Raw genomic sequence first — 24832 nt, 5'->3', positions numbered from 1 at the left:
GAAAAGAGCAAGCCCCTGGCCCAAAAAGTATTTTAGTCTGGACATTCGATTATACTTTATTTACATAGCGCGCGACAGGATAATTCTCTGGCTCAAGCAACAAATCCTCTCCCAGCACCATCTGGGCTAATTGCTGGCCAATCAAGGGCCCGGTCGTCAGGCCTGATGAGCCTAGACCGCTAGCTGCATAGAGATTGGGACTGGCCGGAACTTGTCCAAAAAAGGGGGAAAAGTCGCTGGTATAGGCCCGCGTTCCCACACGCTCCGCAAGCACTTCTCCTTCTTTCAAGGCTGGAAAATAGGTTTGAGCCTCTTCTTCCAATTGATCCAGCAAGACCTTATCCACCGTCAAGTCAAAGCCTTGTTCATTTTCATGGGTGGCTCCGACGCTGACCTTGCCTGCGCCAAAGGGAATAATATCCAGCTCACCCTCTGGCATGATAACGGGATAGTCGTCAGTAGTCAGAGAAAGCTGATAATCTCGCAACTGGCCCTTTTGGGGTCGCACATCTACCTCATAGCCCAAGGGAGCCAATACTTCTCCCAACCAAGCCCCGCAAGAGAGAATAACCGTATCAAAGACTTGTCCATCAATGATATAGTCCGTCCCCTGTTGTTCGAGTCCAACCTTTTTAGAGTAGACCTTAACACCGCTGGCTGCTAGCAAGGTCTGGGTCAAAAGAGCCCCGTCCACCCTGGCTCCACCAGAAGCATAGAGTAGGCGCTCGAAGCCCTGCAAATCTGGAATAGTTTCCTCCACCTGAGAGCGCTTGAGGATTTGCAGGTCCCCAATCAAGGGCGACTCCGCCCGTCTTTCCAAGGCCAATTCATAGAGTTCAGCCAACTTTTCCTCATTTTTCTTGAGCAGATAGACCCCCGTCTGCTGGTAAAAGTCCGCAGAATAACCGGCCTGCTCCAGGTCCGCTAGCAGGGTCTGGTAAAAGTCCGCTCCTAGTCGAGCCATTTTGTACCAGGCCTTATTGCGCCTTTTGGAAAACCAAGGGCTGATGATACCTGCGGCCGCCTTGGTCGCTTGACCCTTGCCCTCATCAAAAACAGTCACTGCCAAATCAGGCGCCTGACTCAAGTAATAGGCTGCCGTTGCACCGACAATCCCTGCACCAACGATTGCTACTTTCTTCATATTCTAGCTTCCTTAAATTTCCTGAAAGGGCTTGGTTGAAGCCTGACTAGCTAGCACTTCCACAGGCCAGTTTTCCTCTCTAGCCCAAGCCCCTAGTTTCTGGGCCAATTTCTCTACAAATAAAACCTCAATATAATGACCCGGATCCAAGGCCAAGAGCCCCTCGGACAGCATTTCCTGGGCCGTATGGTAGTAAATATCCCCTGTAAGATAGAGCTGGGCTCCCTTTTGAATAACATCAGGATAAAAGGACTGGCCGCTCCCGCCACAGATAGCTATCCGCTCAATCACGCGCTCCAAATCAGCCTTATCATAAGCCACCAAACGCAGACTGTCCAGTCCAAAGGCCCGCTTGACCTGGGCCGCAAATTCTCCCACAGTCTGGGGGGCAATATCTCCTACCCGGCCAATCCCATAGCCCGGCTGGGTCTCCTTGAGATAGACTGGATTTTTAATTTCCAAAAGCTGGCAAAACCAGTCATTGAGACCATTCTCAACCACATCAATATTGGTATGGCTGACATAAACCCCAATATCCTGCTTGACCAAGTCCAGCAGGATTTTATTTTGCGCCCTATCTGCCACCAGGTCCTTGAGGGGACGAAAGATTGGAGCATGCTTGACAATGATCAGGTCAACCTGCTTTTCGATAGCCTCAGCCACCGTCTGCTCCCTGATGTCCAAGGCCAGCATAACCCGCTTGACTTCTTTATTCAGACTACCAATTTGCAGACCTGAAATATCGCCCTCCATGGACAAGTCCTGGGGGCAAAATTCCTCATAACGCTTGATTAAATCACTTACTAACATGGAGCACCTCCTCAATTTCTCCTATTTTTTGACTAAGAGCAGAGCGCTCTGACTGGTGCTGGCTAGGAATTTTAGCCAGGGCCCCTTTGAGCTTGGTTAGCTCCAAGGTCCAGCGCTTCTGAAAGACCGGACTTTTTTCTAGTAGCAGGCAAGGGCCAAAGCGCACTTGTTTTTGGTTCAGCCTAGTCTGGCCCGGCTCAGCCACTATAATCTCATAAAATTTCCCAGCCTCTTCCAAAATATCCTCTGCCACTATCTCAAAGCCCAGCGCTTCAAGGCAGCTACGCAGCTCATCCTGACCATTATTGGGCTGTAAAATAAGGCGGTTTAAACCCGAAAGGCGGTCTCTTCCCTGCCTCAAAATATCTGAAATCAGGCGACCTCCCATTCCAGCGATAACCAGTGTATCAAGCTGGTCTTCTTCCTCCAGAGCCGCTAAACCATTGGCCAAGCGGACCTCAATCTGCTGGGTCAGTCCTTCTTCCTGGACATTCTTTTGGGCCGACTCAAAGGGACCGGCCACTACCTCTCCAGCCACTGCAAACTGGATTTTCCCCTGTCCCACCAAATAGATGGGTAGGTAGGCATGGTCGCTCCCCACATCTAAAAGCCTAGCCCCTTGGGGCACAAAGCTAGCCACTCTCGCCAAACGCTGAGAAATCATCTTCATCTCTATTTACCCATTCCTCTTTTAAAACTCGTCATCAAAAGACCCCTTCCTTAAAAATCAAAAGCCAAACCCTGTGAAAACTTCCTGGCCCAGCCTAGCCAACCAAGGAAGTACAGAGCAAGTAGGCTCTCACAACAAGACCGCAAGCAAGCAGCTAGCTAGATAGCCCCCTTGTCTAACAAAGCCCGACCTTCCCTTAGAAATAGCAAATCTTTCCTCCTAGTATACCATTTTAGCGGCTATAAAAAAAGACTAGGTCTCCCAGATTGAGACCTAGCCTGCTTTCAAAATACTTTTCTCTTACAATGCAGGTAAAGATAAACCAACTATTCCCTCCAGAGGTCCAGCGCCTTACGGAAGTCATCCGTAACCTTGACATTCTGGGGATTGGCCGCCTCACGCTCGGCCCGCTTGGCCTCAACCTGGGCTAGGCTAGTAATTCCTTCTCGCCGCCAATTTCTAAGAATGGCCTGGATATACTTCCAGTTGGGCTTGCCATTAAAGACAGCCTCCCGCAGGGCTTCCTTAATCAGGTCTGGATTGGTCTTATCTTCCTGCAAGGTCTTGGTCAAGTCCTCAATCTCAAAAGGAGTCAAAAGTCTGCCTAGCTCCTGCTGAAAGACCTCAACCAGCTCTTTTAAGCTATTAGATGGAGCTTGAGGAGCCTGGGGTTTGCCCGTTTCCTGTAAGACTTGATCTAACCGCTCCAGGGCAGGAGAGGCATCAAAAATCGTCTCAATCTCGCCGTTTAGCTCAATGGTCTTGTACTGCAAGAGCCCTTTTTCTGTCAACTGGGACATGGAGCGATTGACTTCAGAGATGGTCTTGCCCAGACTTTGGGCAATCTGGTTGGGACTGATTTCCTCTAGCGAGGTCGTATTTTGCAAATAGAAAAATTGCCAGACGAGAAAGTCCTCGCTGGAGTCAAAAATTTCCTGAAAATGAAAAAGCAGGGCACTTGGTAAAACCAAGTTGCCAGCTTTAAAAGATGCTAAATATGTCATGGTACCTCTTATAAATAAGCAAAGAAGGACGCGTCATTTTCGGGACTTTCCCAGTCAAATGGCGTTTCTTGATAGACAGCATAGTTAATCCAATTATTAAAGAAGAGGGCAGCAGCTAAATTCCAGCGCAAGCTTGGGCGATTTTGGGGATTATTTCCTGGGAAATAATGCTCTGGCAACTGAGGAGCAAGACCCGCTGTCAAGTCTCTCTCATACTCCTTGGCCAGGGTATCCCGGTCGTACTCCAAATGGCCAAAGCTATAAACCTCCCGCAAGTCTCGACTGGCAAGGATAGACAGGCCCACTTCGGCCCCTTCTGCCAAAATCTCCAGATTGGTCTGGCGGACAACATCCTCCTTCAGGACCTGGGTATGGCGAGAATGAGGGGCTAAAAATTCATCATCAAAACCTCGGAAAAGGAGGCTTTTTTTCTGGGGGCTAGTCTGATAGTAGACCCCTGATAGCTTCTTGGGTAAGGGGCACTTATCCACCCCATAGCGGGCATAGAGGCCTGCCTGAGCCCCCCAGCAGATATGGAGGGTCGAATAAACATGACTCTTGGACCAGGCAATCACCCGGCAAAACTCCTGCCAGTAGTCCACCTCTTCAAAGGCCAGATTTTCTACCGGAGCCCCGGTGATAATCAAACCGTCAAAATAGCGACTTTCTACCTCCTCAAAGGTCTTATAGAAGGTCTCCATATACTCTGCTCTTGTCGTCTTGGACTTGTGCGAGGTCATGTAGAGAAAGTCAATATTGACCTGGAGGGGGCTATTGGAAAGGAGGCGCAAAAGCTGGGTTTCTGTAATCATCTTCTGGGGCATGAGATTTAAGACCAGAATATTTAAGGGCCGAATATCCTGATGTTCCGCCCGATCTTGGTCCATGACAAAGATATTTTCAGAACTTAAAATCTCAACAGCTGGTAGTTTTTTATCAATCTTAATCGGCATCGAGCTATCTCCTTGGTATCTTTACCCCATTATACTGTAAGGAGATATAGTTTTCAATTATAGTTTTTCTCGAACCAGATATAGTTTCAAGCTATATCTAATAGTGCATTAAGACCTTGTAATCGTAGTCACCGATAGCTTCTCTACCCTTGAGCTCGTCCAGCTCAATCAAGAAGGCACAACCAGCAACCACGCCACCCAGACGCTCAATCATCTCAATGGTCGCCTTGACCGTCCCACCAGTAGCCAGTAAATCATCCACAATCAAGACCCTCTGACCAGGCTGGATAGAGTCGGCGTGCATGGTCAAGGTATCTAGACCATACTCTTTTTCATAGTCGGCACTGATGACCTCTCTTGGCAATTTGCCTGGCTTACGGACAGGCGCAAAACCAATTCCCAACTCGTAGGCCACTGGACAACCAACGATGAAGCCACGCGCTTCTGGTCCGACAATCATGTCGATTTTTTTATCGGTCGCATATTGAACAATCTCCCTGACCGCATAGCTATAAGCATTGCCATCAGCCATCAGCGGGCTAATATCGCGGAAGGTAATCCCTTCCTGTGGGTAGTCTTCAATCGTAGCAATATAATCTTTTAAATCCATATTTTTTCTTTCTCTTATAAAATTTTTTACTCCCTATTATACCACGTTTTAAGGGAATGTAAAAGAAAGAGCTAGGAATTATTCCGCTCTATACGGCATCATTTCGCTTTCGCCTTCTTGTATATCAATATTTCTTTCATAGAGTGTCTCTAATACTTTATCGTTGGGATAATCTCTATGAGCAACTATCTTCAGTAATGGCAAACTATTGTTTATAAAAGTAGCCCGCTCTATCTGCAAAAGATAATCAGCCAATTCCTGAGATTTTCCTTGTTCAATATATTTTACTTTCTTTGGAACTACAACAAGAAGATAAGTATTTTTCTCTACCCTAGGATAAACTTTTATATCCTGAACACTGATACTAGTTATATCTGACATTTTTTGTTTTACTGTAGAAGAATTTACTACTTCTTTAAATTTAGAGATACCTTTTGAATAGTCTTTTGTTTCTCTTATAAAAAAACTTTGGAATAGGATAAGAAATAACAGCATATACGGGACTAAAATATAAAAATTCTTGCACAATGATTTTAGAATTTCATCTATTTTCTTCTTCAAAGAGTTATTTATTTTAGCTTTTTTATTTTCCGTTTTCTTTTTACTAAGTATTGCCAATCCAAACAATACTACGTAGAAACATATAAGAAACAAAATGATAGTTAGAAAAATTTTATACTGGACTAGCTGTACTAAAACAATAAATTTTTGCTCTAGCAAATAATAAAGGAGCGGTTTATAGATAATCGAAATAAAAAATATTGACACAGCCATAATATAAAAAAACAGAGGTGCGAAATGTTCAAAAGTATAATTTAGTTCATCTGAAATCTTATCTTCTACATCTTTGGGACCTTTTAAGAGGGCAATAATTTTATCAAACATAGCTCCAAAAATAAATGATACTAGTGATAAAATATCTCGTATGTTATTTCCATAAAATATAAATAAGAAAAAAATAACTGTTATGGCAATACTTCCAGTTAAAATTTTCCTAAGTCCAGTATCTATTTTACTACTATTCGATGGTTCTTTGTCATTATCTTCCTTTTTAAAATATTTATTTTGATTTTTTTTAGAAAAGAATTTTCTAATTTGCCAAGCTATTTTTAGCAAGAAAAACATAGAACAATACATAAAATAATATATTATAGATAAAAATATATCTCCAATATCATTTGTAGTATATTCTATATACGATATTGCCAAAGCTGGAAGAAACAGAAAGAAGAAAGAAACGACAAAACTTTTTATTAAAAAATTGTTCCTTTCTTTATCTTCTTCGACAATGATTTCACACACGGTATAAACAAGTATTATTATAAATAAAATTAACAGTAATATCCCATACTTCATAATCGTCTCCTAGTCAGCCATCAGATAGTCATAAATCTCCTCCACCGTTCCTAGGGTCATCAGCTCTTGCTCCTTGACAATCCTTTTCAGGTCTTGGTAAATCTGACTTTCCTCAATCTCGCGTTTACTAGCCTCCTTATTGACCGTCATGACCCCGTCCTTAATGCTGACAAAGCCTAATTCTTCAAAGATTTGAATCATTTTAACCAATAAAATGGGCTCCAGCCTTAGATAGGTCGCTAGATCCTTGAGCTTGTAGCGAATGTCGAACTCTGGAAATTGATAGATGGTCTTGTAGAGACGGGCAAACTGCTCTCTGGTGCCATAGCCGGTCAGATAGTAATTTTCCTTGACTTCATTTTTAAAGTAAATGGCCTGAAAATCATGCTCGGCTAAAATATCCTTGAGCACCTGTAAATCCTGGGGCAAATCATAAATAACCACCGCCTGGGCCTGGCTTAAATCAGGCAGGTCCTTGCTGAAGGAAAGGACTGGGACCTGGTCTGGCAGGGCCGCTTTTTTACCTCGAATATTAAAGAGCTGGACCCCTTCCACCCTAGCATCTAGCAGCATGAGTTGCAGACTGGCTTGACCATTCCAGCGATTGACCGACAGGCTAACTGCTAACTCCAACTGCTTGGCCTGGGCAAACTCATTGGCCAAGGCTCCTAAACCAAAGGCCACCACCTCAAAACTAGCCCCTTCCTGGGCCACTTTCAACTTGAGGTGGGCATTGTTTTGACCCATGGTCCGAGCCTGCTCTACCTTAAAGTCCTTGAGATAAAAGACCGGTTTTTTATTATCCATGCCAAAAGGAGCCAGCTTTTCAAAGCTCTTCAAACTATCCAGACTCAAGTCTGCCAGCAAGAGCTCTTCATCAAGTAGAAGGGGCGCTTTTTGGGACAAATCTAGCTCCTGCTCTTTGATATAGGCCACTAATAAATCAGATAACTGGGGCAAATTAGCCTGGTCCAAGGTCATCCCAGCCGCTCCAGCATGACCCCCAAAAGCCTGAAAAATATCCCGATGGCCGTCTAAGGCCGCAAAAATATCCACTGCTTCAATGGAGCGGGCACTGCCCTTGGCCACTCCCCGGTCAATATTGAGGACGATAACTGGCTGACCCAATTCTTCCAAAAGACGTCCTGCCACAATGCCAAGCACTCCTGGATTCCAACCCTCCTTAGCCAGGACCTGGACCGGCTTGGTCAAGTCCAGCATGCTCCTAGCCTCATCCTGAATAGTCTGGACCAGTTCCTTGCGTTCCTCATTTTTCTGATTAACCATCAAAGCTAGCTCCCGCGCCTCTTCCTCATCAAAGCCTGTTAATAGCTCGATAGCCGGATTAGGGTCGTCCAAACGCCCCAGGGCATTAAGCCTAGGTGCCAGCTGAAAGCCAACCGTTTCCTCATTTAGCTCCTCGGTCTGAATGCCGGCAATCACAAACAGCTCTTGGAGACCGATTCGTTGGGTTTCTTTTAAGACAGCCAAACCATACTTAACCAGGATTCGATTTTCCCCCGTCAGGCTGACCATATCCGCTATGGTCCCAATAGCCACCAAGTCAAGCAGCTCTAGCTGGACTTCCTCTAGGAGGGCCGTTGCCAGCTTAAAGGCCACCCCACAGCCGGCCAAGTGCTTAAAGGGATAGTCAGCATCCGGGTGCTCCGGGTGAATCAAGGCGTAGGCAGCCGGCAAGACCTCCGGCATAGAGTGGTGGTCGGTCACAATGACATCAATCCCCATTTCCTGGGCCAGCTCAATAGCTTCTAGGCCAGCCACTCCATTATCAACCGTGATAATCAGTGAAATCCCTTGATTTTCGATAAAGTATTTGTAAACACTGGCATTGGGGCCATAACCATCTGTAAAACGATTGGGCAGATAGACCTGACAGTCAGCTCCCAACTGCTCCAAAGCTTCCTTGACAATGGAGGCCGAGGTCATCCCATCGGCATCATAGTCCCCATAAATCAAGATTTGCTCGCCAGTCTCAATAGCCTGTCTGATTCGCTCGACAGCCTTTTTCATATCATGTAGAAGATAGGGATCATGCAAATCTTCCAAGTCAGGACTTAAAAACTGCTGCAACTCCTCCTGGGTCTGAATCCCTCTTTGATAGAGGAGACCCGCCGCTGCCGGCTCCAAACCAGCCTTTTTCGCCAGCTTCAAAAACTCTTGATCCGAAAAATTAGGGGCAAACTGCCAGTCATATTTGGCTTTAATCATGAATGATAACTCTTTCTCTAAAATCTTTTACTATTATAACGCACATTCCGAAACTTTACAAAATTTAGAAATAAAAAGCCCAGTACAATATTATACTAGCTTCCTAATCTAATTTCATTATCATAATTTTTAAATTGTTCTTCGAAATATAGTCTTCGACCTCCGAAAAACCAAACTTTGTATAAAAACTAATCAATTTTTCGGTATCTTCACATTCTAGCCACACATACTTGCATCTGATAATCTGAGATGCTTCCTTGACTTTTTTGTAAGCTAAAGTTAGTAGTTCATTTCCAGTTATTTTTTGGTCTATTTCTTCAATATGATTTTTCCCTAACTGACCTATAAGATAACCATTTACTTCATATTTCTGATCAGAAGTTCTTCGCCCTATTCTTAATAGTTTTTTCTTTCTTGTATTACTCAACTTTTCAAAATTCTTTTTATTCATCTTCAATGGTTTCATTGTCAATGAAAAAAATCCCAATAAAAGATTTGTTTCAGCCTCAAAAACTAAATGAGTAGTAGAAATAGCTGACCTTTCAAAGTCAATAGCTTTTTTATGTAAAAACACTTCCACATCATGAGGTGTGGAAGTGTCCGCTTTTCGTCCTTTAAATTGTTGTAATATTGACTTGCTCTCTTCATCTCCCACCGCAGCCAATAAATCACTTAACGAAATAATATATACATCAACCATTAAAATTATTATTCCTTACTAAAAATAGCTTTTATCGCCTCTATTTTAGTTATTTCTTTTGTGTTTTGTATATGAGAGAGATTAGGTCTTTTATTATTTGTTAATGCAGAAATAAAATTGTCAGCTGATTTTCTGGTGAATACAAAATCTGTTGTAAAACTTTTTGTAGCCATTTTTTCTCTCCTTCCGTTCCAATGTTGAACATATCATCTACCTGATGTATTATAAACAACTATATTGTACAACAAATGAATGTTAGTTGTCAAAACCACTATATGTTGATTTTATAGCTGAAATACCTAAGAAATCACCTTCTTAAATCAATATATAGTATACAAAACTTTTTTATATATGTAATTCATGTTTTTTGGACTTTTTTAAAAAATGTACAGATAGCAAATACTTTTTTAGATACTTCAAATTTCGATTGATTTACAACTTTTTCAGTATTTCGTTAATTTACTTGTAACCTCAAGTGGTCAAGCTATTAGCCTACCTCTTTCCGTTCAAGATATTTGAGATGGTAGACTGGGTTACTACAGTTTCTTGATTTATAGAGTAATAGCTAGCGTTCACTAACTATCACTTCATCTTCTCCATAATGCCCCAGGAGCGCCCGGTTTAGGTTGTGGGAATTTAGTAAGAATCAGACACAAATCTCCTCCTCCCACCTAGAAGTTCTTCCGGACTGACTTTTAATAAAAAAGCCTGCGACTTCTGTCGCAGACTTGCTACCTTAAATGGCATTCTTATCAAAGCCAAGTTTTCTTTGGATAAATTTAACCAATTCAACAATGACAATCATGGAGAAGCTTCCAACCAGAACAGCTAGCCATTGTGACGGATCCAACTCGGTCACATGGAAGATTCCTTGTAGGGGCTTGATGACAATAGTTGCCGCCAAAAGGACAAAGGAAATCAGGATAGACCAGTTAAAGGTCTTGGACTTGAATGGTCCGACCTTGAGGATAGACTGGTAGACTGACTTGACATTGTAGGCATGGAAGAGCTGGATGAGTCCTAGAGTCGCAAAGGCCATAGTCAAGGCGTCAGCATGAATGGCCTTGCTATCTCCTAGGTGGACTGGATTCATCAGGGCATAGCCGTAAACTGCCAGCACCAGGAGACCTTGAAGGAGACCTTGGTAAATAATGGAGCTCATGACACCACCTGAGAAGAAGCTAGACTTGCGTCCCCGAGGCTTGTGGGTCATCACACCCGGTTCGGCCGGCTCTACTCCTAGGGCAATAGCTGGGAAGGTATCTGTTACCAGATTAATCCAGAGCAGATGAACTGGCTGCAAGACATCCCAACCAAAGAGGGTGGCTAAAAAGATAGTTAAGACTTCTGCTGTATTGGCTGAAAGGAGGTATTGAATGGTCTTTTGAATATTAGAGAAGACCTTACGTCCTTCCTCAACAGCCACGATGATGGTTGCAAAGTTATCATCAGCCAAAATCATATCAGAAGCTCCCTTGGATACTTCTGTACCAGTAATTCCCATACCGATACCGATGTCCGCTGTCTTAAGGGCTGGGGCATCATTGACCCCATCACCTGTCATGGCAACGACCTTGCCTTGGTTTTGCCAAGCCTTGACAATCCGCACCTTGTGCTCAGGTGATACGCGAGCGTAAACCGAATATTGACCGACTACCTTTTCAAAGTCCGCATCTGACAGCTCATTAAGCTCAGCACCAGTCAAGACATGATCCACACTATCGCCTTCTTCGATAATTCCTAGCCGTTTGGCAATGGCTTCTGCCGTATCTTGGTGGTCCCCAGTAATCATGATTGGACGAATGCCCGCTTCCTTGGCCACTCGTACGGCCTCGGCCGCCTCGGCCCGCTCTGGGTCAATCATTCCGATAAGACCTGTAAAGATTAGGTCCGCTTCCAGATTTTCCGAAGTCAAATCACTAGGAATCTCATCGATAACCTTGTAGGCACCAGCCAGGACCCGCAAGGCTTGGTGGGCCATCTCTGAATTATTGGTCTTAATCAGTTGCGAAATTTCTTCATCAATGGCAGCAACTTCCCCTGCCTTATCACGCGCCACACAGCGTTTCAAGAGTTGGTCTGGCGCCCCCTTGACAGCCACTAGGTATTGGCCATTTTCTAGAGGGTGGATCGTAGACATGAGCTTGCGCTCAGAATCAAAAGGCAACTCGGCTACCCGAGGGTATTTTTCTAAAAAGCCCTTGACATCATAGCCCTTGTCTAGGGCAAACTGGATAAAGGCCGTTTCAGTCGGATCTCCGATCAGCTTGCCTTCTTGGTCAATCTTGGTATCATTGGCTAGCACGACTGAGCGTAGAACTGGCAAGTCAAGCCCCAGAGCCAAGTCCTCATCTGAAGCATGGAGTTGCCCGTCATAAAAGACTTTTTCAACCGTCATCTTATTCATGGTCAGGGTTCCAGTCTTATCAGAGGCGATAATTTCAGTCGAACCTAGTGTCTCCACAGCCGGCAACTTGCGGACAATCGAATTACGCTTGGCCAAAACTTGGGTTCCCAAGGCTAGGACAATGGTCACGATAGCTGGTAAACCTTCTGGAATAGCCGCAACCGCTAGGGCTACCGAGGTCATAAGACCAGCCAGGGGATTTTCCCCGCGGACAAAGACCGCAACGACAAAGGTAATAGCAGCAATGACTAAAATCAGATAGGTCAAAAACTTGGATAGTTGATTAAGGTTTTGCTTGAGGGGAGTATCTGTTTCATCAGCCCCTTGGAGCATACCTGCGATATGGCCAACCTCGGTAAACATACCAGTATTGACCACGACACCAACTCCCCGACCGTAGGTGACATTGGAGTTTTGGAAGGCCATATTGACCCGGTCTCCTAGACCGGCATCCGCAGCCACCTCTAGGCTAACATCCTTTTCTACAGGGACAGACTCACCTGTCAAGGCCGCCTCTTCAATCTTGAGGGAATTGGCCTCCATTAGCCGCATATCGGCAGGGACTACATCACCAGCCTCAAGGATAACCACGTCTCCAGGAACCAGGTCCTTGGAGTCCACTTCGGTCACATGGCCGTCCCGCAAGGCCCGAGCCAGGGGACTAGACATGGACTTGAGGGCCTCGATTGCCTCCTCAGCCTTGCCTTCTTGATAAACACCAAAGGCTGCATTGAGGACAACGACTAATAGGATAATGATAGCATCTGTTAGACCATGCAGGCCTTCGGCTAGAACAGATAGACCCGCCGCAATCAATAGGATAATAATCATCAAATCCTTAAATTGTTCGATGAACTTCATCAAAAGGGTCTTCTTTTCCCCTTCTTCCAGCTCATTATGACCGTAGCTGTCCAGGCGCTTCTGCGCCTCAGCAGTTGTCAGCCCCTCTTCAGAGCTTTCTACCTGACGCAAGACTTCTTCGACATCTTGCGTGTAAAACTTCTCGTGTTTTTGTTCTTTTGACACGACATACCTCCTCTAAGATTGAAGCTGTCTAAAACCAGGACTGCCCTCTAGATATAGAAAGTTTTCTCATTTCAAACAAACTTACTGCACTCAGGCCTTTTTTGCAGACTAAATCGTTTTCAGAATACAAAAAAGAGACCTGTCCAAAAACAAGTCTCGCTATTTCATTCAAGGCCGGAAATTGCTTTCGTATTGACGACCTTGACGCGGATATTCCGCCAGCTACTCCCTTGAGTATTCTTATTATAACCAAATTCCAGTAATTTTTCAACCAGGAATTCCATTTTCCAGCCAAGTTTTAAAAGTCCTTTTCAGCCAAGACCTTTCTGGTCTCCCTAGTCAGCCTCTCCCTACTAGATTTTTCTTATTTTCTCGGGAAAGATAGGTGAATTTCCTCTCTTTTTATGATAGAATAGGTAGGAAAACTCTAGGAGGAAGTAAATGACTACTGAACATTCGAAAGAATTAAACGATCAACAAGTGATTCGCCGCGAAAAAATGGCAGCCCTGGCTGAAAAGGGCATCGACCCCTTTGGTAAACGCTTTGAGCGCACTGCCAACTCTGGCCAACTCAAAGGACTCTATGCAGACAAGGACAAGGACCAGCTGCATGACCTGGGAGCTAGCGCGACCATTGCTGGACGTTTGATGACCAAGCGTGGAAAAGGAAAGGTTGGCTTCGCCCACATCCAAGACCGCCAAGGCCAAATTCAAATCTATGTCCGCAAGGACGAAGTCGGTGAAGAAAACTATGAAATCTTCAAGAAAGCCGACCTGGGTGACTTCTTGGGTATCGAGGGAGAGGTTATGCGGACCGATATGGGAGAATTATCCATCAAGGCCAGCCACATCACCCACCTTTCAAAGTCTCTCCGGCCCCTACCAGAAAAATTCCATGGCCTATCCGACCAGGAAATCATCTACCGCCAGCGCTATCTGGACCTTATCACCAACCGTGAAAGCTTTGACCGCTTCGTGACCCGCTCTAAAATCATCTCTGAAATCCGCCGCTATCTGGACGGGCAAGATTTCTTGGAAGTGGAAACACCAGTCCTCCACAACCAGGCTGGTGGAGCTGCCGCTCGACCTTTCACAACCCACCACAATGCGCAAAATATGGAAATGGTTCTCAGAATTGCGACCGAACTCCACCTCAAACGCCTCATCGTTGGTGGTATGGAAAGGGTCTATGAAATTGGCCGCATCTTCCGTAATGAAGGAATGGACGCTACCCATAATCCTGAGTTTACCTCCATTGAAGTCTACCAAGCCTATGCAGACTTTGAGGACGTCATGGACCTGACAGAAGGCATCATCCAGCATGCTGCCATTGCTGTCAAGGGAGATGGACCAATCGACTATCAAGGAACTCAAATCAAGATTAACGAGCCCTTCAAGCGGGTCCACATGGTAGATGCCATTAAGGAAGCGACCGGTATCGACTTCTGGGCTGATATGACCTTTGAAGAAGCCGCTGCCCTTGCCAAGGAAAAGCAAGTACCAGTAGAGAAGCACTATACCGAGGTCGGCCACATCATCAATGCCTTCTTTGAAGAATATGTCGAAGAAAGCTTGATTCAACCAACCTTTGTCTACGGTCACCCTGTGGCAGTCTCCCCTCTGGCTAAGAAAAATCCAGAAGACCCTCGCTTTACCGACCGCTTCGAGCTCTTTATCATGACCAAGGAATACGCCAATGCCTTTACCGAGCTAAACGATCCGATTGATCAGCTGGCCCGCTTTGAAGCCCAAGCTGCGGCTAAGGAGTTGGGAGACGATGAAGCAACTGGTATTGACTATGAGTACGTGGAAGCTCTAGAATACGGTATGCCACCAACTGGTGGTCTGGGTATCGGTATTGACCGCCTCTGCATGCTCCTCACAGACACCACTACCATCCGCGATGTCCTGCTCTTCCCAACCATGAAGAATAATTAAGCAGAAGGTAAAACCTTCCTCATAAAAAGTCCCTAGCTAAGTCAGCTAGGGCTTTCTTTTTCTTCTCCTATCGATTCCAAAATGAGCTAAAAGAAGCCGACTTTTCATTCAAGCATATCCGATACAATTTTATTTTGCCAGTCAAAACTTCCGATTATTGATACTCATTCTTGTCCAACTAAAAAGAGGTCGCTCACTGCAACCTCTTCTTTCTTTACTTTTCTTCCTTCATGGCAAAGTAGGCCCGCACTTTTGGCGCTACCTTGGTCCCAAAGAGTTCAATAGCCTTAAGGACATCTTGGTGGGGCATGGAGCCCAGAGGTAGGTGGAGCATAAAGCGGTTGAGACCCAAGGTCTCAATCATCTTAATCAGCTTGTCTGCCACCTGGTCTGGATTGCCGACAAACATGGCTCCGTCAGGTCCTAGCTGCTGCAAATATTGATCATAGGTCATAGGAGACCAGTGGGGCCGATCCTTGGAAATGGCATCAACCACCTGCTTGGTTGGGTGGAAATAGCGCTCGACCGCCTCTTGACCATCCTCCATGATAAAGCCCCAGGAGTGCGCTCCGACCTTTAATTGCTCTAATCCAAAACCATTTTCCCGGCCAATCTTGCGATAAGCGTCAACCAAGCCCTTAAAGTACTTGGGATTGCCTCCGATAATGGCATAGACAATAGGAAGTCCCATCTGCGCAATCTTAATGGTTGACTCGACATGGCCTCCAGTTGCCACCCAGATGGGTAGGCCCCCTTTCTGGACTGCCCTTGGATAGACCTCCCGATTGGGAATGGTCTGGGTATGGGTTCCCTTCCAGTTTAGCTTGCTTTCCTGATTGGCATAGAGGAGCAGGTCCAATTTTTCATCAAAGAGCTGGTCGTAGTCTTTTAAGTCATAGCCAAAGAGGGGGAAGGACTCGGTAAAAGAGCCCCGCCCAGCCATGATTTCAGCCCGACCATTGGATAGGGCATCAATACTTGCATATTGCTGATAGAGACGAATCGGGTCCATGCTAGAGAGGATACTGACAGCACTAGTCAGGCGTATCTTCTTGGTATTTACCGCCCCTGCCGCCAGGACAATCTCTGGTGCCGATACAGCAAAGTCTGCTCGGTGGTGTTCACCAAGGCCATAGACATCCAGACCGACCTTGTCCGCCAGTTCAATCTCTGCTACTAGCTGTCTGATGCGCTCATCATGAGAAAAGACTTGCCCACTTCCCTCCAGGGCTGTTGTTTCACCAAAAGTAGAAATTCCAAGTTCAATCATTTTTATTTCCTCCGTACTGCTTTAGTATGACCTTAGTTTATCACTAGTTAGTAATAAAATCAAAAAATTGGCTTACTAGGAAAAATTGCCCAAAGAACCACTCCAGGAAGGAAAATTACTGGGGCTTCTCTCGTATCAAAAAATCAGCTAAAAGTTCTCCAGTTGCCACTAAAAGTATAACCTTTTGTCCAACTGTCAAGAGCGCTTCCGTCTAGTAACACTTTTCTGGATCTTTACTTTAGATAGCTAGCCACAAGCCATAATAAAAAGACTGGAAGCAAGTTCCAATCTTTTAGTTTTATTCGTAACGCAGGGCTTCAATCGGATCAAGTTTTGAAGCCTTATTGGCTGGGAGAATCCCAAAGACAATCCCGACAGCTGCTGAGAAGGCAATGCTACCAATAGCTACTAGAGGCGAGACGGTTGGCGGTCCACCTAGAGACTTACCAGCAACCGCACCAATTAAAGTGTTGAGACCATAGGCCAAGCCTAGTCCAATCAAGCCACCAATCATGGTCAAGACCATGGACTCAATCAGAAATTGGGTCAAGATATTGCCCCTAGTCGCACCCAAGGCCTTGCGTAGACCGATTTCTCGTGTCCGCTCGGTTACTGATACCAACATGATGTTCATCACACCGATACCTCCGACCAAGAGGGAAATACCTGCAATGGCTCCGACAACACCCGTCATCATGGAAACAATCGTATTGATTTGCCCGAGAACCTTATCCAAATTGAAAATTTGGAATTGTCCTTCTGGCACACCAGAAAGTTTGGTCAACTGTTTCGCAGCTTCCACACCAACATTTTTAATTTGTTCAGGCTCTGCCACATGAATATAGGGCGTTTGGATTTCATCCACATTAAATTCAGAAGCCAACTGGGTATTAGCCATGATGGCTGTTCCCCCAGATGAAGCACCCAGGACAGAAGTCCCTGCATTCGGATTTTTAAACACTCCGACCACCCGATAGGAAGTCTCACCTAAGGTGACAATTTGGTTGAGGGAATTACGGATACCGCCATAGAGCTTTTGGGCCAGGGGCTCATCCAACATCACCACTCGAGAAAAATTCTGATAGTCTGCGGGAGAAAGCCAACGACCAGTTACTAGCTTGTAACCACCCATTTTAAAGAAGGTGGCATTGACACCTGTAATGTCGACATTATTGGCCTTCTTATTACGACTACTGAAATCCGCCTTGGTATTATTGCTGACATAGTAGCCATCAATCCCCTTAATCTTGGTCAATTCTTTGATCCAAGCCTCTTGGATTTTAGGAGGTTCTACCGTACTATTGCTAATATCTTCATCAGAGTCTGCTGAACCGTTCAAGTTAACACCAGAGATATAGTCCCCTTTTTTAGGATTATAAAAGAGGGAAACATACTGCTGGTCCTTGGTCAGCGTACCAGTCACCCCAGCCTTCATCCCGTTTCCCAAGGCCATAATCACAACAACCGAGGCGACCCCGATAATGATTCCTAGCATGGTCAGAAAGGCCCGCATCTTGTGCCCCCAAATGGAGCTCAGAGCAAATTTCCAATTTTGCAACATCTATTGGCCTCCTTTCTGACTGCTATCCTCGGTAATCAAGCCGTCACGAATGACGATTTGGCGAGTGGCATAGGCCGCAATTTCAGGTTCGTGGGTAACCATGATGATGGTTTTTCCCTCCTTATTCAAATCAGTCAGAAGGTTCATGATTTGCACACCTGTTTTGGTATCCAAGGCTCCAGTCGGTTCGTCCGCAAGGATAATCGAGGGACTATTGACCAGGGCTCTGGCGATGGCTACCCGCTGTTTTTGCCCACCTGAAAGCTCAGACGGCAAATGGTGCATCCGCTCCTTCAATTCGACCTTGGTTAAAAACTGCTTGGCCAACTCTTTTCTCTTAGACTGATGGACGCCAGCGTAAATCAAGGGCAACTCCACATTTTGCAGGGCATTTAGTTTTGAAAGTAGGAAAAACTGTTGAAAGACAAAACCGATTTGATGGTTGCGGACCTTGGCTAGATTCTTCTCACCCAGACCGGCTACTTCTTGTTCTTCCAGATAGTAGCGACCGCTGGACGGGCGGTCCAGCATGCCGATAATATTCATCAAGGTCGACTTACCCGAACCAGACGGTCCCATAATGGCCACAAACTCGCCTTCCTCAACTTCCAAACTAATATGCTTTAAAACTTGCAGTTCTTGATCCCCATTACGATAGCTTTTAGTGATATCTTCTAGCTTAATGAGTTTCTTCATATTCAACCTCTTGACCGTCTTTTAGGCTGCTGTTTGGATTGCTGATAACCTTGCTGTCCTTGGTCAAACCGGCTGAAATCACTTGTTTTTCAGCATCGGCACTACCTAGAGTAACTTCGACCTTTTTAGCACTTCCATTCTTATCAAGAGTCCAAACATAGTTCTTATCCTTGTCCTCAACCACACTAGACACTGGTACTAGGATTCCCTGGGTATTATTCTTTACCTCAATATTGACAGAGAAACCTTGCTTCAATTCCCCCACCTCACTCGTCAAGTCAATTGTGAATGGGTATTTAACACTGCTACCTCCACCGCTAGTGCCAGAGCTTGCTGCCGCAGCTGCTGCTTGGCTTTCCTTTGGATAATTAGAGATGTAGCTAATCTTACCAGTCCAGGTCTTATCAGGGTAAACCTTAGAAGTAATACTTACTTCTTGGCCGACCGAAAGATTGGCCAAGTTGTACTCGGACAACTCCCCCTTGACCTGCAAGTTCCCGTTGTTTACAATGTGGACCAGGGTCTGGCTAGAGCCAGTTGTTGATTTAGAGACATCCCGGTTAACCTCAACGACAGTCCCTTCACCATTGCTAGTAACCGTTGTGGCATCCAAGGCCGCCTTGGCCTTATTGACATTATCTGCCGCATCTGCGCGTGAATCTTGCAGATCTTTTAATTGGTCATCGACAGAGCGCTGAGCACTATTACTAGTCTGCTGGTCTGTGGCCTCATCACCCGTTACTTCAACAGTTGTCCCGTAGGTTTTCAAGTTATAGATTTGGCGGTCAACCTTATTTAAGGCACGCACAGCCGTATCATAGGCTGACTGGGCTTCTGCATTCTTGTATTGGACCAGGGCTTGACCAGCCGTTACTTGATCACCGACATTGACTGAAACATTATCCAAGTCTCCCTTGGTACTATCATAGTAGACATACTGTTCTTTATTGGCAGAGACATTTCCTGATAGCAAAACCGAAGAAGCTACTGAGCCTTCTTGAACAGCCTCTACCTTAAATTTACTGTCTGTCTTTGCCTGACTGGACTTGTTTCCTGTCAAAAGCATGCTGGCGGCACCGATGACAACTACAGTCGCCACGCCAATCAATGTAAATAGTTGCCATTTCTTCATTTTTTTCATCTTTTTCCCTCCTGATGAAAACGTTTATTCGCTGTTAATTATATCACATTTGGTTGAAAACCATTGTAAATTTTTTCTGTTTTCTTGAAAAGTAAAATTCTGCTCTTGAATCGCCTAAAATATTTTTGTTTTTTTACCTACCGTAGCAAATTTTTGCTTTCAAATTTCAAAAGCGGTACAATATCTTCATCTAAACAAAAGAAGGAGTTTCTATTATGAATGTAAAAGAATTTGATATTGTTGCTATCGGAGGAGGCAGTGGCGGTATTGCTACCATGAACCGATCAGGGGAGCATGGAGCCAAGGCTGCTGTCATCGAAGAAAAGCAGCTGGGAGGCACCTGTGTCAACAAGGGCTGCGTCCCTAAGAAAATCATGTGGTATGGCGCCCAGATTGCCGAGGCCATCCACCAGTATGGACCAGACTATGGCTTTAGTGCCAAGGACCATCAATTTGACTTCAAGCAGCTCCGCAAGCATCGTGAGGCCTATATCGATCGGGCCAGATCTTCCTACGACGGGAGCTTCAAGCGCAACGGCGTCGAACTCATCGAAGGCCGGGCCCGCTTTGTCGATGCCCACACCCTTGAGGTTGGGGACCAAATCATCAAGGCCAAGCATATCGTCATTGCCACAGGTGCCCACCCTGCCCTACCAGTCATTCCTGGTGCCGAGCTTGGTGAGAATTCTGATGATGTTTTTGCTTGGGAGGAGCTACCCCAGTCTGTCGCTATCCTTGGCGCTGGCTATATCGCTGTGGAGCTAGCCGGAGTTCTCCATGCCCTAGGAGTCAAGACCGACCTCTTTGTTCGGCGAGATCGTCCCTTGCGTAGCTTTGATGACTATATCGTCCAAGGCCTGGTAGAAGAAATGGATAAGTCAGGTCTGGCCCTCCATACCCACAAGGTTCCAGAAAGGCTGGAAAAATTGGCTGACGGCAGTATTAAAATCTACTTTGCTGATGGTAGCCACCACCAAGCCCAAAAGGTTATCTGGGCTGCTGGCCGAAAACCAAATGTAGAAGGCTTGAATCTGGAAGCTGCTGGTGTGACCCTCACAGAACGTGGTTTCATCGCCGTTGATCAGTATCAAAACACAGATGTTCCCGGTATCTACGCCTTGGGCGATGTGACCGGGGAAAAGGAATTGACTCCTGTTGCGATCAAGGCCGGACGAACCCTAGCCGAGCGTCTCTTTAATGGAAAAGATGAGGCTAAAATGGACTATGAAAACATTCCAACCGTCGTCTTTTCCCACCCCGTTATCGGCACAGTCGGTCTGACCGAAAAAGAAGCCAAAGAGCGTTATGGAGCAGACCAGCTAAAGGTTTATACTTCCGAATTTGCCTCCATGTATAGTGCTGTCACCTCCCACCGCCAGCTAACTCGCTTCAAGCTGATTACTGCTGGTCCAGATGAAAAGGTGGTCGGCCTCCATGGTATCGGCTACGGGGTGGACGAAATGATTCAAGGCTTTGCTGTTGCCATCAAGATGGGGGCAAGCAAGTCTGACTTTGATGCCACTGTCGCCATCCACCCGACAGCCTCTGAAGAATTTGTCACCATGCGTTAAAAATAGCATTGAGAGTAGGCACAAGCCTGCTCTTTTTAGCTATATTCTTAGTGACTAAGTCTATCCTAACCTAAAAGGAAGCAAGCTGCCATAACTTAAACTTACAATCCTTCCTCTTGTCTTACATCTTTGTAAGATAGCTAGACCAATAAAGGGCTTTACTAGATAAACTACTAAATGATACCTCCTTCTTAGATAACTCAATTATTTATATATAAAATAATTATACAGTTATATTATATATAATAAAAATCAGCCTGTCAAATTTTTACTGTCCCTAATCATCTTGACTTATTATTTTTTTCCTGCTAGACTATAGGCAGATAAACTTGTTCTCGTTTGAAGGAGGTTTTATGCGCAAATCCAAATCAGTCTTTAAAGGCCTAGCCTTGCTTGTTCTCAATATCTTGGCCATCTTTGGTTTTATATTTCTAGCCTTTCGCGCCAAAAGGAAAAAAGGTTGATACAAGAGGCCCCTCTAGCCCTACCGGCTAGAGGGGCTATTTTTATAGACCTCCCTGTCAAGTCTAATAAATACTAAGAGCTATGATTTGGGTATAGCTTCTGCCTCCCTCCTCTTTTACCCTTAGGGGCTTAAGAATTATCTTGACATTTAAGTATTTTCCTTTATAATAGTTACCATAAATAAAAAGAGAGGTTAACTATCTTGCGGACAACATTTTCCTTGGCTCTTGCAGCAGTCGGCGCTGCCCTAATTGCTGTACTAGCTCAATTCACCCTTCCCTTGGGGACCGTTCCCCTGACCCTGCAAAACTTCGCTATCGGCTTAGTAGCTACTATCTTTCATCGCCGAGAGGCAGTTTGGGCAGTGGGACTCTATCTGCTTTTAGGTGCCATTGGGCTTCCTGTTTTTGCTGGTGGAGCAGCTGGTTTTCATGTTCTGACTGGACCTACGGCCGGCTACCTCTGGTTTGACCTAGCCTATGCCGCTGTCACTTCCAGCCTGACCAAGCCCAATAGTAAGCTTTATCAGATCTTTTTAGCCAACCTCCTAGGGGCCACCCTGACTTTCTTAGGTGGGGTCTTGGGCCTAGTTTTCTTAACATCTGGCGCAACTAGCCTGGCTCAGGCCTTTACGGTGGGAGTCGTCCCTTTTATCCTGCCAGACCTACTAAAAATTGTCCTGATTTGCCTAGTCAGCCTTCCTATCTTTAGGGCGCTAAAAAATCATTCCTACTTTTCGTCCAGCAAGGTTTGAGGGGAAGACAGCTAAAAACAAAAGAGGTTGCTCCGGCAACCTCTTTTATACTGAAAACTCCTAGTTCTTGAAAGCCTCTACTAGAACCTGAAACTCCTCATTGGTCAGAGTAATTCCCTTGCCCATCTTGCTATGATCCGGACTCCAGGTCCGTAAATCATACTTGGCAGGAGCCCCATTAAAGCTGACCCTGTTCAACTCCTTGGTCCAGCCCTTGTCATTTTCTGATAGGACTAGCAGTTTTTCTTCGATTTCAAAAGTAAAGTCTGCCATTTTTTCTCCTTTCTACATCATAAATTCGCAAAATCTTAGAATTTCACAAAAAAATAGGTTATAATATATTGTAACAAGTTATGGAGATTTTAGCCATGAAAAAATTTCTCAAAATGCTCATTGATAAAACCAATGATTTTTTAAATGATAAAAAGACCGACCCCCTGCTTGAAAATAGTAACCGCGTCCAGGAGATGATTGATTTGGCCCTCAGAAAGAAATCAGGCATCCATGTCATCTTTCTGGATCGGAGCTTTACCGGGGATATTCTCAAATATGACCAGGACAGGCAGCAACTCATCGTCAAAAATTTCAGAAAGAGTATGTCCATCATCATCCGGATTGCCGACATCAAACGGATTAGCCTGGTGCCCAACACCATCAAAAGGGCCCAACAAACTTCCGTCTCCCTCAAAGACAAAAGCAAAAATCCTCCCTCTTAAGCATCTCAAAGAGCTAAGGGGAGGATTTTTTTGTTTTCTTAATAGCCAATCTATTCTAAAAGGAGAAAGAGACCAGCCAACTAATCCCTAAAGTAGAGGTCATAGTGGTTTTTACAGGCCGGATTAAAGGCCCGCTTGCAATTTGGACAGCTCAACTGCCCCCGATATAGAGAAATAGTTAGCTCACTCTTACAGGCCCCACAAAGGACAACCTTGTCAGACTTTTGCTTAGATGGATAAGCTACAAAGTGATGGTCTCTCAAGGAATCGTGACATTGGTAGCAGGAAAAATAGTCCTGACAAGCCCAGCATTTGAGAGCTACGATATCCAGGTCACTGTGGTAGTGGAGACAGCGAGTCTCCTCATCTATTTCAAGACCAAACACCCTCATCATCTTTCCTCCTTCACTTCAGCTAGGCACGAATCGTTAAACTACTGCCATCCTCTTGATAAAGATTGATGAGACCTTCCTTTAGTCCCCGCACCATATCTCCTGGGTAAACCGGTTGGTCCAGGTCGATGGTTAAAAGCTCCATCGGTTTTGGTGCCCGCTCAATCTTTTGGCCTTGGGCATCGCGCAAATTTTTAATCTTGGTCTCAAAGTGCCGGAAATGGGGACCGTAAAATTCAACTTGATCTCCCTCATTGATGACATTGCGCTGTCGAATGGTAGCTAGCTTTTTCTGAGGGTCATAAGCGACAACTTCTGCAACAAATTTATACTCTGGAATTTTTCTACGAGCGCCAAAGAGCTGTTCATTTTCTGTCGGAGTACCATAGTAAAAGCCGGTCGCTAGCTCACGCTGGGCCACCTTCCACATCTCATCGACCAGGTCTTGTTTGATGGCTTCAAACTTTTCTGGGCTTTCTAGGTAAGCATCTACCGCAGCTTTATAGCAATTAGAAACGGTGGAGACATAGTGAATGGACTTCATCCGTCCTTCAATTTTTAAGCTATCCACCCCATTTTCAATCATATCAGGGATATGATCAATCATGGACATATCGACAGCAGACATGGAAAATTCTTCAGGAATTTCCCCTTTTAAGCTACGTCTTTCCCGGCCAAAGGGCATATCGTAGAGGTCATACTTCCAGCGACAGGACTGGGAGCAACCTCCCCGATTGGCATCGCGCATACTCATGTGGTTAGACAGGGTACAGCGCCCCGAATAAGAGATACACATGGCTCCATGGACAAAGGCTTCGATTTCCACATCCGTCCGCTGGCGAATCTCTGCCAACTCAGCCATGGAAACCTCTCTGGCTAGGACGACCCGGGTCAGGCCCAGATTCTTCCAAAACTCTAGGGTTTCATAGTTGGTGGCACTGGCCTGGGTTGATAGATGAATTTCTAGGCCTGGAGCTTCAGTCGCCGCAATCATAATCAAGGCTGGATCAGAAACAATAACAGCCGCAATCCCAATATCCCTCAGCTTACGAAACCAGGCTCCAGCTCCTTCTTCATCCCCCTCATGGGTGACCATATTAGCAGCTACATAGACCTTGGCTCCATGCTCACGAGCAAACTGGATGCCTTCCTCCATCTCTTCAAAGGTGAAGTTTCCAGCCCGACTTCTCAGGCCATAGGCCTGACCGCCAATATAGACAGCATCAGCCCCATAGCGAATAGCTACCTTTAGCTTTTCCAGGGTTCCAGCTGGTGCCAAAACCTCTGGGCGTTTCAATTTTTTTGTCATCATTTTCTCCTATTTGCAATATAGTTCTTGATGTTCTATCTTTATTTTATAGCAAAGAAGGGGCAAAAGCAAGGCTTGATCCAGGGCTAGTAAATGTTTTCACAATTCTC

22 protein-coding genes are annotated in these 24832 nt (G+C 45.3%); 4 read left to right on the top strand and 18 right to left on the bottom strand.

Annotation, left to right across the window (positions count from 1 at the left end; translation table 11 throughout):
* Positions 1–49 precede the first annotated feature (49 nt).
* The 11 genes from C4K46_RS03265 to C4K46_RS03215 all read right to left on the bottom strand — a co-directional run bounded on the left by C4K46_RS03265 (position 50) and on the right by C4K46_RS03215 (position 12909).
* A complete protein-coding gene (locus C4K46_RS03265; RefSeq protein WP_209627377.1) occupies positions 50–1144 on the bottom strand; it encodes an NAD(P)/FAD-dependent oxidoreductase in 1095 nt (364 codons plus the stop codon).
* Positions 1145–1156: 12 nt separating this feature from the next.
* The gene (locus C4K46_RS03260; protein WP_209627375.1) at positions 1157–1954 is read right to left on the bottom strand and encodes a Nif3-like dinuclear metal center hexameric protein; all 798 of its coding nucleotides are present in this window, start codon (positions 1952–1954) and stop codon (positions 1157–1159) included.
* Positions 1941–2618: a tRNA (adenine(22)-N(1))-methyltransferase gene (locus tag C4K46_RS03255; protein ID WP_338059778.1), complete on the bottom strand. Its 678-nt coding sequence runs from the start codon at positions 2616–2618 to the stop codon at positions 1941–1943. The genes C4K46_RS03260 and C4K46_RS03255 overlap by 14 nt, the downstream gene beginning before the upstream one ends.
* 332 nt (positions 2619–2950) lie before the next feature.
* Entirely contained in the window at positions 2951–3628 is a 678-nt protein-coding gene (locus tag C4K46_RS03250; protein WP_209627366.1) for a DnaD domain-containing protein, read from the bottom strand.
* Between the two features lie 8 nt (positions 3629–3636).
* Positions 3637–4581 (bottom strand): homoserine O-acetyltransferase MetA, encoded by a 945-nt coding sequence (metA, locus tag C4K46_RS03245; RefSeq protein WP_209627364.1) that lies wholly within the window; start codon positions 4579–4581, stop codon positions 3637–3639.
* 97 nt (positions 4582–4678) lie between these two features.
* Positions 4679–5191 carry an adenine phosphoribosyltransferase gene (locus C4K46_RS03240; RefSeq protein WP_209627362.1) on the bottom strand — a complete coding sequence of 171 codons (513 nt, stop codon included), beginning with the start codon at positions 5189–5191 and terminating at the stop codon, positions 4679–4681.
* Between the two features lie 78 nt (positions 5192–5269).
* Positions 5270–6547 (bottom strand): hypothetical protein, encoded by a 1278-nt coding sequence (locus C4K46_RS03235; RefSeq protein WP_209627360.1) that lies wholly within the window; start codon positions 6545–6547, stop codon positions 5270–5272.
* A gap of 9 nt (positions 6548–6556) precedes the next feature.
* Complete coding sequence (gene recJ / locus C4K46_RS03230) at positions 6557–8776, bottom strand: single-stranded-DNA-specific exonuclease RecJ (RefSeq protein ID WP_209627358.1); 2220 nt, start codon at positions 8774–8776, stop codon at positions 6557–6559.
* A 103-nt stretch (positions 8777–8879) separates the two neighbouring features.
* Positions 8880–9476 carry a GNAT family N-acetyltransferase gene (locus C4K46_RS03225; protein ID WP_209627356.1) on the bottom strand — a complete coding sequence of 199 codons (597 nt, stop codon included), beginning with the start codon at positions 9474–9476 and terminating at the stop codon, positions 8880–8882.
* Between the two features lie 8 nt (positions 9477–9484).
* Positions 9485–9649: a hypothetical protein gene (locus C4K46_RS03220; RefSeq protein WP_209627355.1), complete on the bottom strand. Its 165-nt coding sequence runs from the start codon at positions 9647–9649 to the stop codon at positions 9485–9487.
* A gap of 563 nt (positions 9650–10212) precedes the next feature.
* Positions 10213–12909: a cation-translocating P-type ATPase gene (locus C4K46_RS03215; protein WP_209627353.1), complete on the bottom strand. Its 2697-nt coding sequence runs from the start codon at positions 12907–12909 to the stop codon at positions 10213–10215.
* 441 nt (positions 12910–13350) lie between these two features.
* On the opposite strand from C4K46_RS03215, the gene lysS reads away from it, so the two are divergent.
* A complete protein-coding gene (gene lysS / locus C4K46_RS03210) occupies positions 13351–14847 on the top strand; it encodes a lysine--tRNA ligase (protein WP_209627351.1) in 1497 nt (498 codons plus the stop codon).
* 214 nt (positions 14848–15061) lie between these two features.
* Here the strand turns inward: lysS and C4K46_RS03205 are convergent, their stop codons facing one another.
* The 4 genes from C4K46_RS03205 to C4K46_RS03190 all read right to left on the bottom strand — a co-directional run bounded on the left by C4K46_RS03205 (position 15062) and on the right by C4K46_RS03190 (position 19515).
* Positions 15062–16117 carry an LLM class flavin-dependent oxidoreductase gene (locus C4K46_RS03205; RefSeq protein WP_209627349.1) on the bottom strand — a complete coding sequence of 352 codons (1056 nt, stop codon included), beginning with the start codon at positions 16115–16117 and terminating at the stop codon, positions 15062–15064.
* Between the two features lie 298 nt (positions 16118–16415).
* Positions 16416–17675 carry an ABC transporter permease gene (locus C4K46_RS03200; protein ID WP_209627777.1) on the bottom strand — a complete coding sequence of 420 codons (1260 nt, stop codon included), beginning with the start codon at positions 17673–17675 and terminating at the stop codon, positions 16416–16418.
* Positions 17676–17678: 3 nt separating this feature from the next.
* Positions 17679–18374 carry an ABC transporter ATP-binding protein gene (locus C4K46_RS03195; protein ID WP_209627347.1) on the bottom strand — a complete coding sequence of 232 codons (696 nt, stop codon included), beginning with the start codon at positions 18372–18374 and terminating at the stop codon, positions 17679–17681.
* Positions 18358–19515, bottom strand: a complete 1158-nt coding sequence (locus tag C4K46_RS03190; RefSeq protein ID WP_209627345.1) for an efflux RND transporter periplasmic adaptor subunit — start codon at positions 19513–19515, stop codon at positions 18358–18360. The genes C4K46_RS03195 and C4K46_RS03190 overlap by 17 nt, the downstream gene beginning before the upstream one ends.
* A gap of 215 nt (positions 19516–19730) precedes the next feature.
* On the opposite strand from C4K46_RS03190, the gene gorA reads away from it, so the two are divergent.
* Both gorA and C4K46_RS03180 read left to right on the top strand, forming a co-directional pair.
* Positions 19731–21086, top strand: coding sequence for a glutathione-disulfide reductase (gorA, locus tag C4K46_RS03185; protein ID WP_209627343.1), 1356 nt, complete (start codon positions 19731–19733; stop codon positions 21084–21086).
* Positions 21087–21753: 667 nt separating this feature from the next.
* Positions 21754–22305, top strand: a complete 552-nt coding sequence (locus tag C4K46_RS03180) for a biotin transporter BioY (RefSeq protein ID WP_209627341.1) — start codon at positions 21754–21756, stop codon at positions 22303–22305.
* A gap of 60 nt (positions 22306–22365) precedes the next feature.
* On the opposite strand, the gene C4K46_RS03175 is transcribed toward C4K46_RS03180, so the two are convergent.
* On the bottom strand, positions 22366–22578 hold the full coding sequence (locus C4K46_RS03175) for a YdbC family protein (RefSeq protein WP_209627339.1): 213 nt from the start codon (positions 22576–22578) through the stop codon (positions 22366–22368).
* A gap of 80 nt (positions 22579–22658) precedes the next feature.
* Here C4K46_RS03175 and C4K46_RS03170 point away from each other — a divergent pair, with 80 nt between their 5' ends.
* Positions 22659–23021 (top strand): hypothetical protein, encoded by a 363-nt coding sequence (locus C4K46_RS03170; protein WP_209627337.1) that lies wholly within the window; start codon positions 22659–22661, stop codon positions 23019–23021.
* A gap of 80 nt (positions 23022–23101) precedes the next feature.
* Here C4K46_RS03170 and C4K46_RS03165 read toward each other — a convergent pair whose 3' ends face one another.
* Together C4K46_RS03165 and C4K46_RS03160 are read right to left on the bottom strand one after the other, a co-directional pair.
* Positions 23102–23416: a CHY zinc finger protein gene (locus C4K46_RS03165; RefSeq protein ID WP_209627335.1), complete on the bottom strand. Its 315-nt coding sequence runs from the start codon at positions 23414–23416 to the stop codon at positions 23102–23104.
* A gap of 19 nt (positions 23417–23435) precedes the next feature.
* The gene (locus C4K46_RS03160; RefSeq protein WP_209627776.1) at positions 23436–24722 is read right to left on the bottom strand and encodes a peptidase U32 family protein; all 1287 of its coding nucleotides are present in this window, start codon (positions 24720–24722) and stop codon (positions 23436–23438) included.
* Positions 24723–24832 lie beyond the last annotated feature (110 nt).

Origin of the sequence: Streptococcus oricebi (assembly GCF_017883985.1) — a bacterium.
Taxonomy (GTDB): domain Bacteria; phylum Bacillota; class Bacilli; order Lactobacillales; family Streptococcaceae; genus Streptococcus; species Streptococcus oricebi.
The sequence above is the reverse complement of the archived record's forward strand: the minus strand, read 5'-3'. Positions and strand labels throughout refer to the sequence as shown.

Excerpts from the sequence above, each read along its gene's own strand:
- C4K46_RS03265 (WP_209627377.1), bottom strand. The coding sequence starts at position 1,144 with ATGAAGAAAGTAGCAATCGTTGGTGCAGGGATTGTCGGTGCAACGGCA.
- C4K46_RS03260 (WP_209627375.1), bottom strand. The coding sequence starts at position 1,954 with ATGTTAGTAAGTGATTTAATCAAGCGTTATGAGGAATTTTGCCCCCAG.
- C4K46_RS03255 (WP_338059778.1), bottom strand. The coding sequence starts at position 2,618 with ATGATTTCTCAGCGTTTGGCGAGAGTGGCTAGCTTTGTGCCCCAAGGG.
- C4K46_RS03250 (WP_209627366.1), bottom strand. The coding sequence starts at position 3,628 with ATGACATATTTAGCATCTTTTAAAGCTGGCAACTTGGTTTTACCAAGT.
- metA (WP_209627364.1), bottom strand. The coding sequence starts at position 4,581 with ATGCCGATTAAGATTGATAAAAAACTACCAGCTGTTGAGATTTTAAGT.
- C4K46_RS03240 (WP_209627362.1), bottom strand. The coding sequence starts at position 5,191 with ATGGATTTAAAAGATTATATTGCTACGATTGAAGACTACCCACAGGAA.
- C4K46_RS03235 (WP_209627360.1), bottom strand. The coding sequence starts at position 6,547 with ATGAAGTATGGGATATTACTGTTAATTTTATTTATAATAATACTTGTT.
- recJ (WP_209627358.1), bottom strand. The coding sequence starts at position 8,776 with ATGATTAAAGCCAAATATGACTGGCAGTTTGCCCCTAATTTTTCGGAT.
- C4K46_RS03225 (WP_209627356.1), bottom strand. The coding sequence starts at position 9,476 with ATGGTTGATGTATATATTATTTCGTTAAGTGATTTATTGGCTGCGGTG.
- C4K46_RS03220 (WP_209627355.1), bottom strand. The coding sequence starts at position 9,649 with ATGGCTACAAAAAGTTTTACAACAGATTTTGTATTCACCAGAAAATCA.
- lysS (WP_209627351.1), top strand. The coding sequence starts at position 13,351 with ATGACTACTGAACATTCGAAAGAATTAAACGATCAACAAGTGATTCGC.
- C4K46_RS03205 (WP_209627349.1), bottom strand. The coding sequence starts at position 16,117 with ATGATTGAACTTGGAATTTCTACTTTTGGTGAAACAACAGCCCTGGAG.
- C4K46_RS03195 (WP_209627347.1), bottom strand. The coding sequence starts at position 18,374 with ATGAAGAAACTCATTAAGCTAGAAGATATCACTAAAAGCTATCGTAAT.
- C4K46_RS03190 (WP_209627345.1), bottom strand. The coding sequence starts at position 19,515 with ATGAAAAAAATGAAGAAATGGCAACTATTTACATTGATTGGCGTGGCG.
- gorA (WP_209627343.1), top strand. The coding sequence starts at position 19,731 with ATGAATGTAAAAGAATTTGATATTGTTGCTATCGGAGGAGGCAGTGGC.
- C4K46_RS03175 (WP_209627339.1), bottom strand. The coding sequence starts at position 22,578 with ATGGCAGACTTTACTTTTGAAATCGAAGAAAAACTGCTAGTCCTATCA.
- C4K46_RS03170 (WP_209627337.1), top strand. The coding sequence starts at position 22,659 with ATGGAGATTTTAGCCATGAAAAAATTTCTCAAAATGCTCATTGATAAA.
- C4K46_RS03165 (WP_209627335.1), bottom strand. The coding sequence starts at position 23,416 with ATGATGAGGGTGTTTGGTCTTGAAATAGATGAGGAGACTCGCTGTCTC.
- C4K46_RS03160 (WP_209627776.1), bottom strand. The coding sequence starts at position 24,722 with ATGACAAAAAAATTGAAACGCCCAGAGGTTTTGGCACCAGCTGGAACC.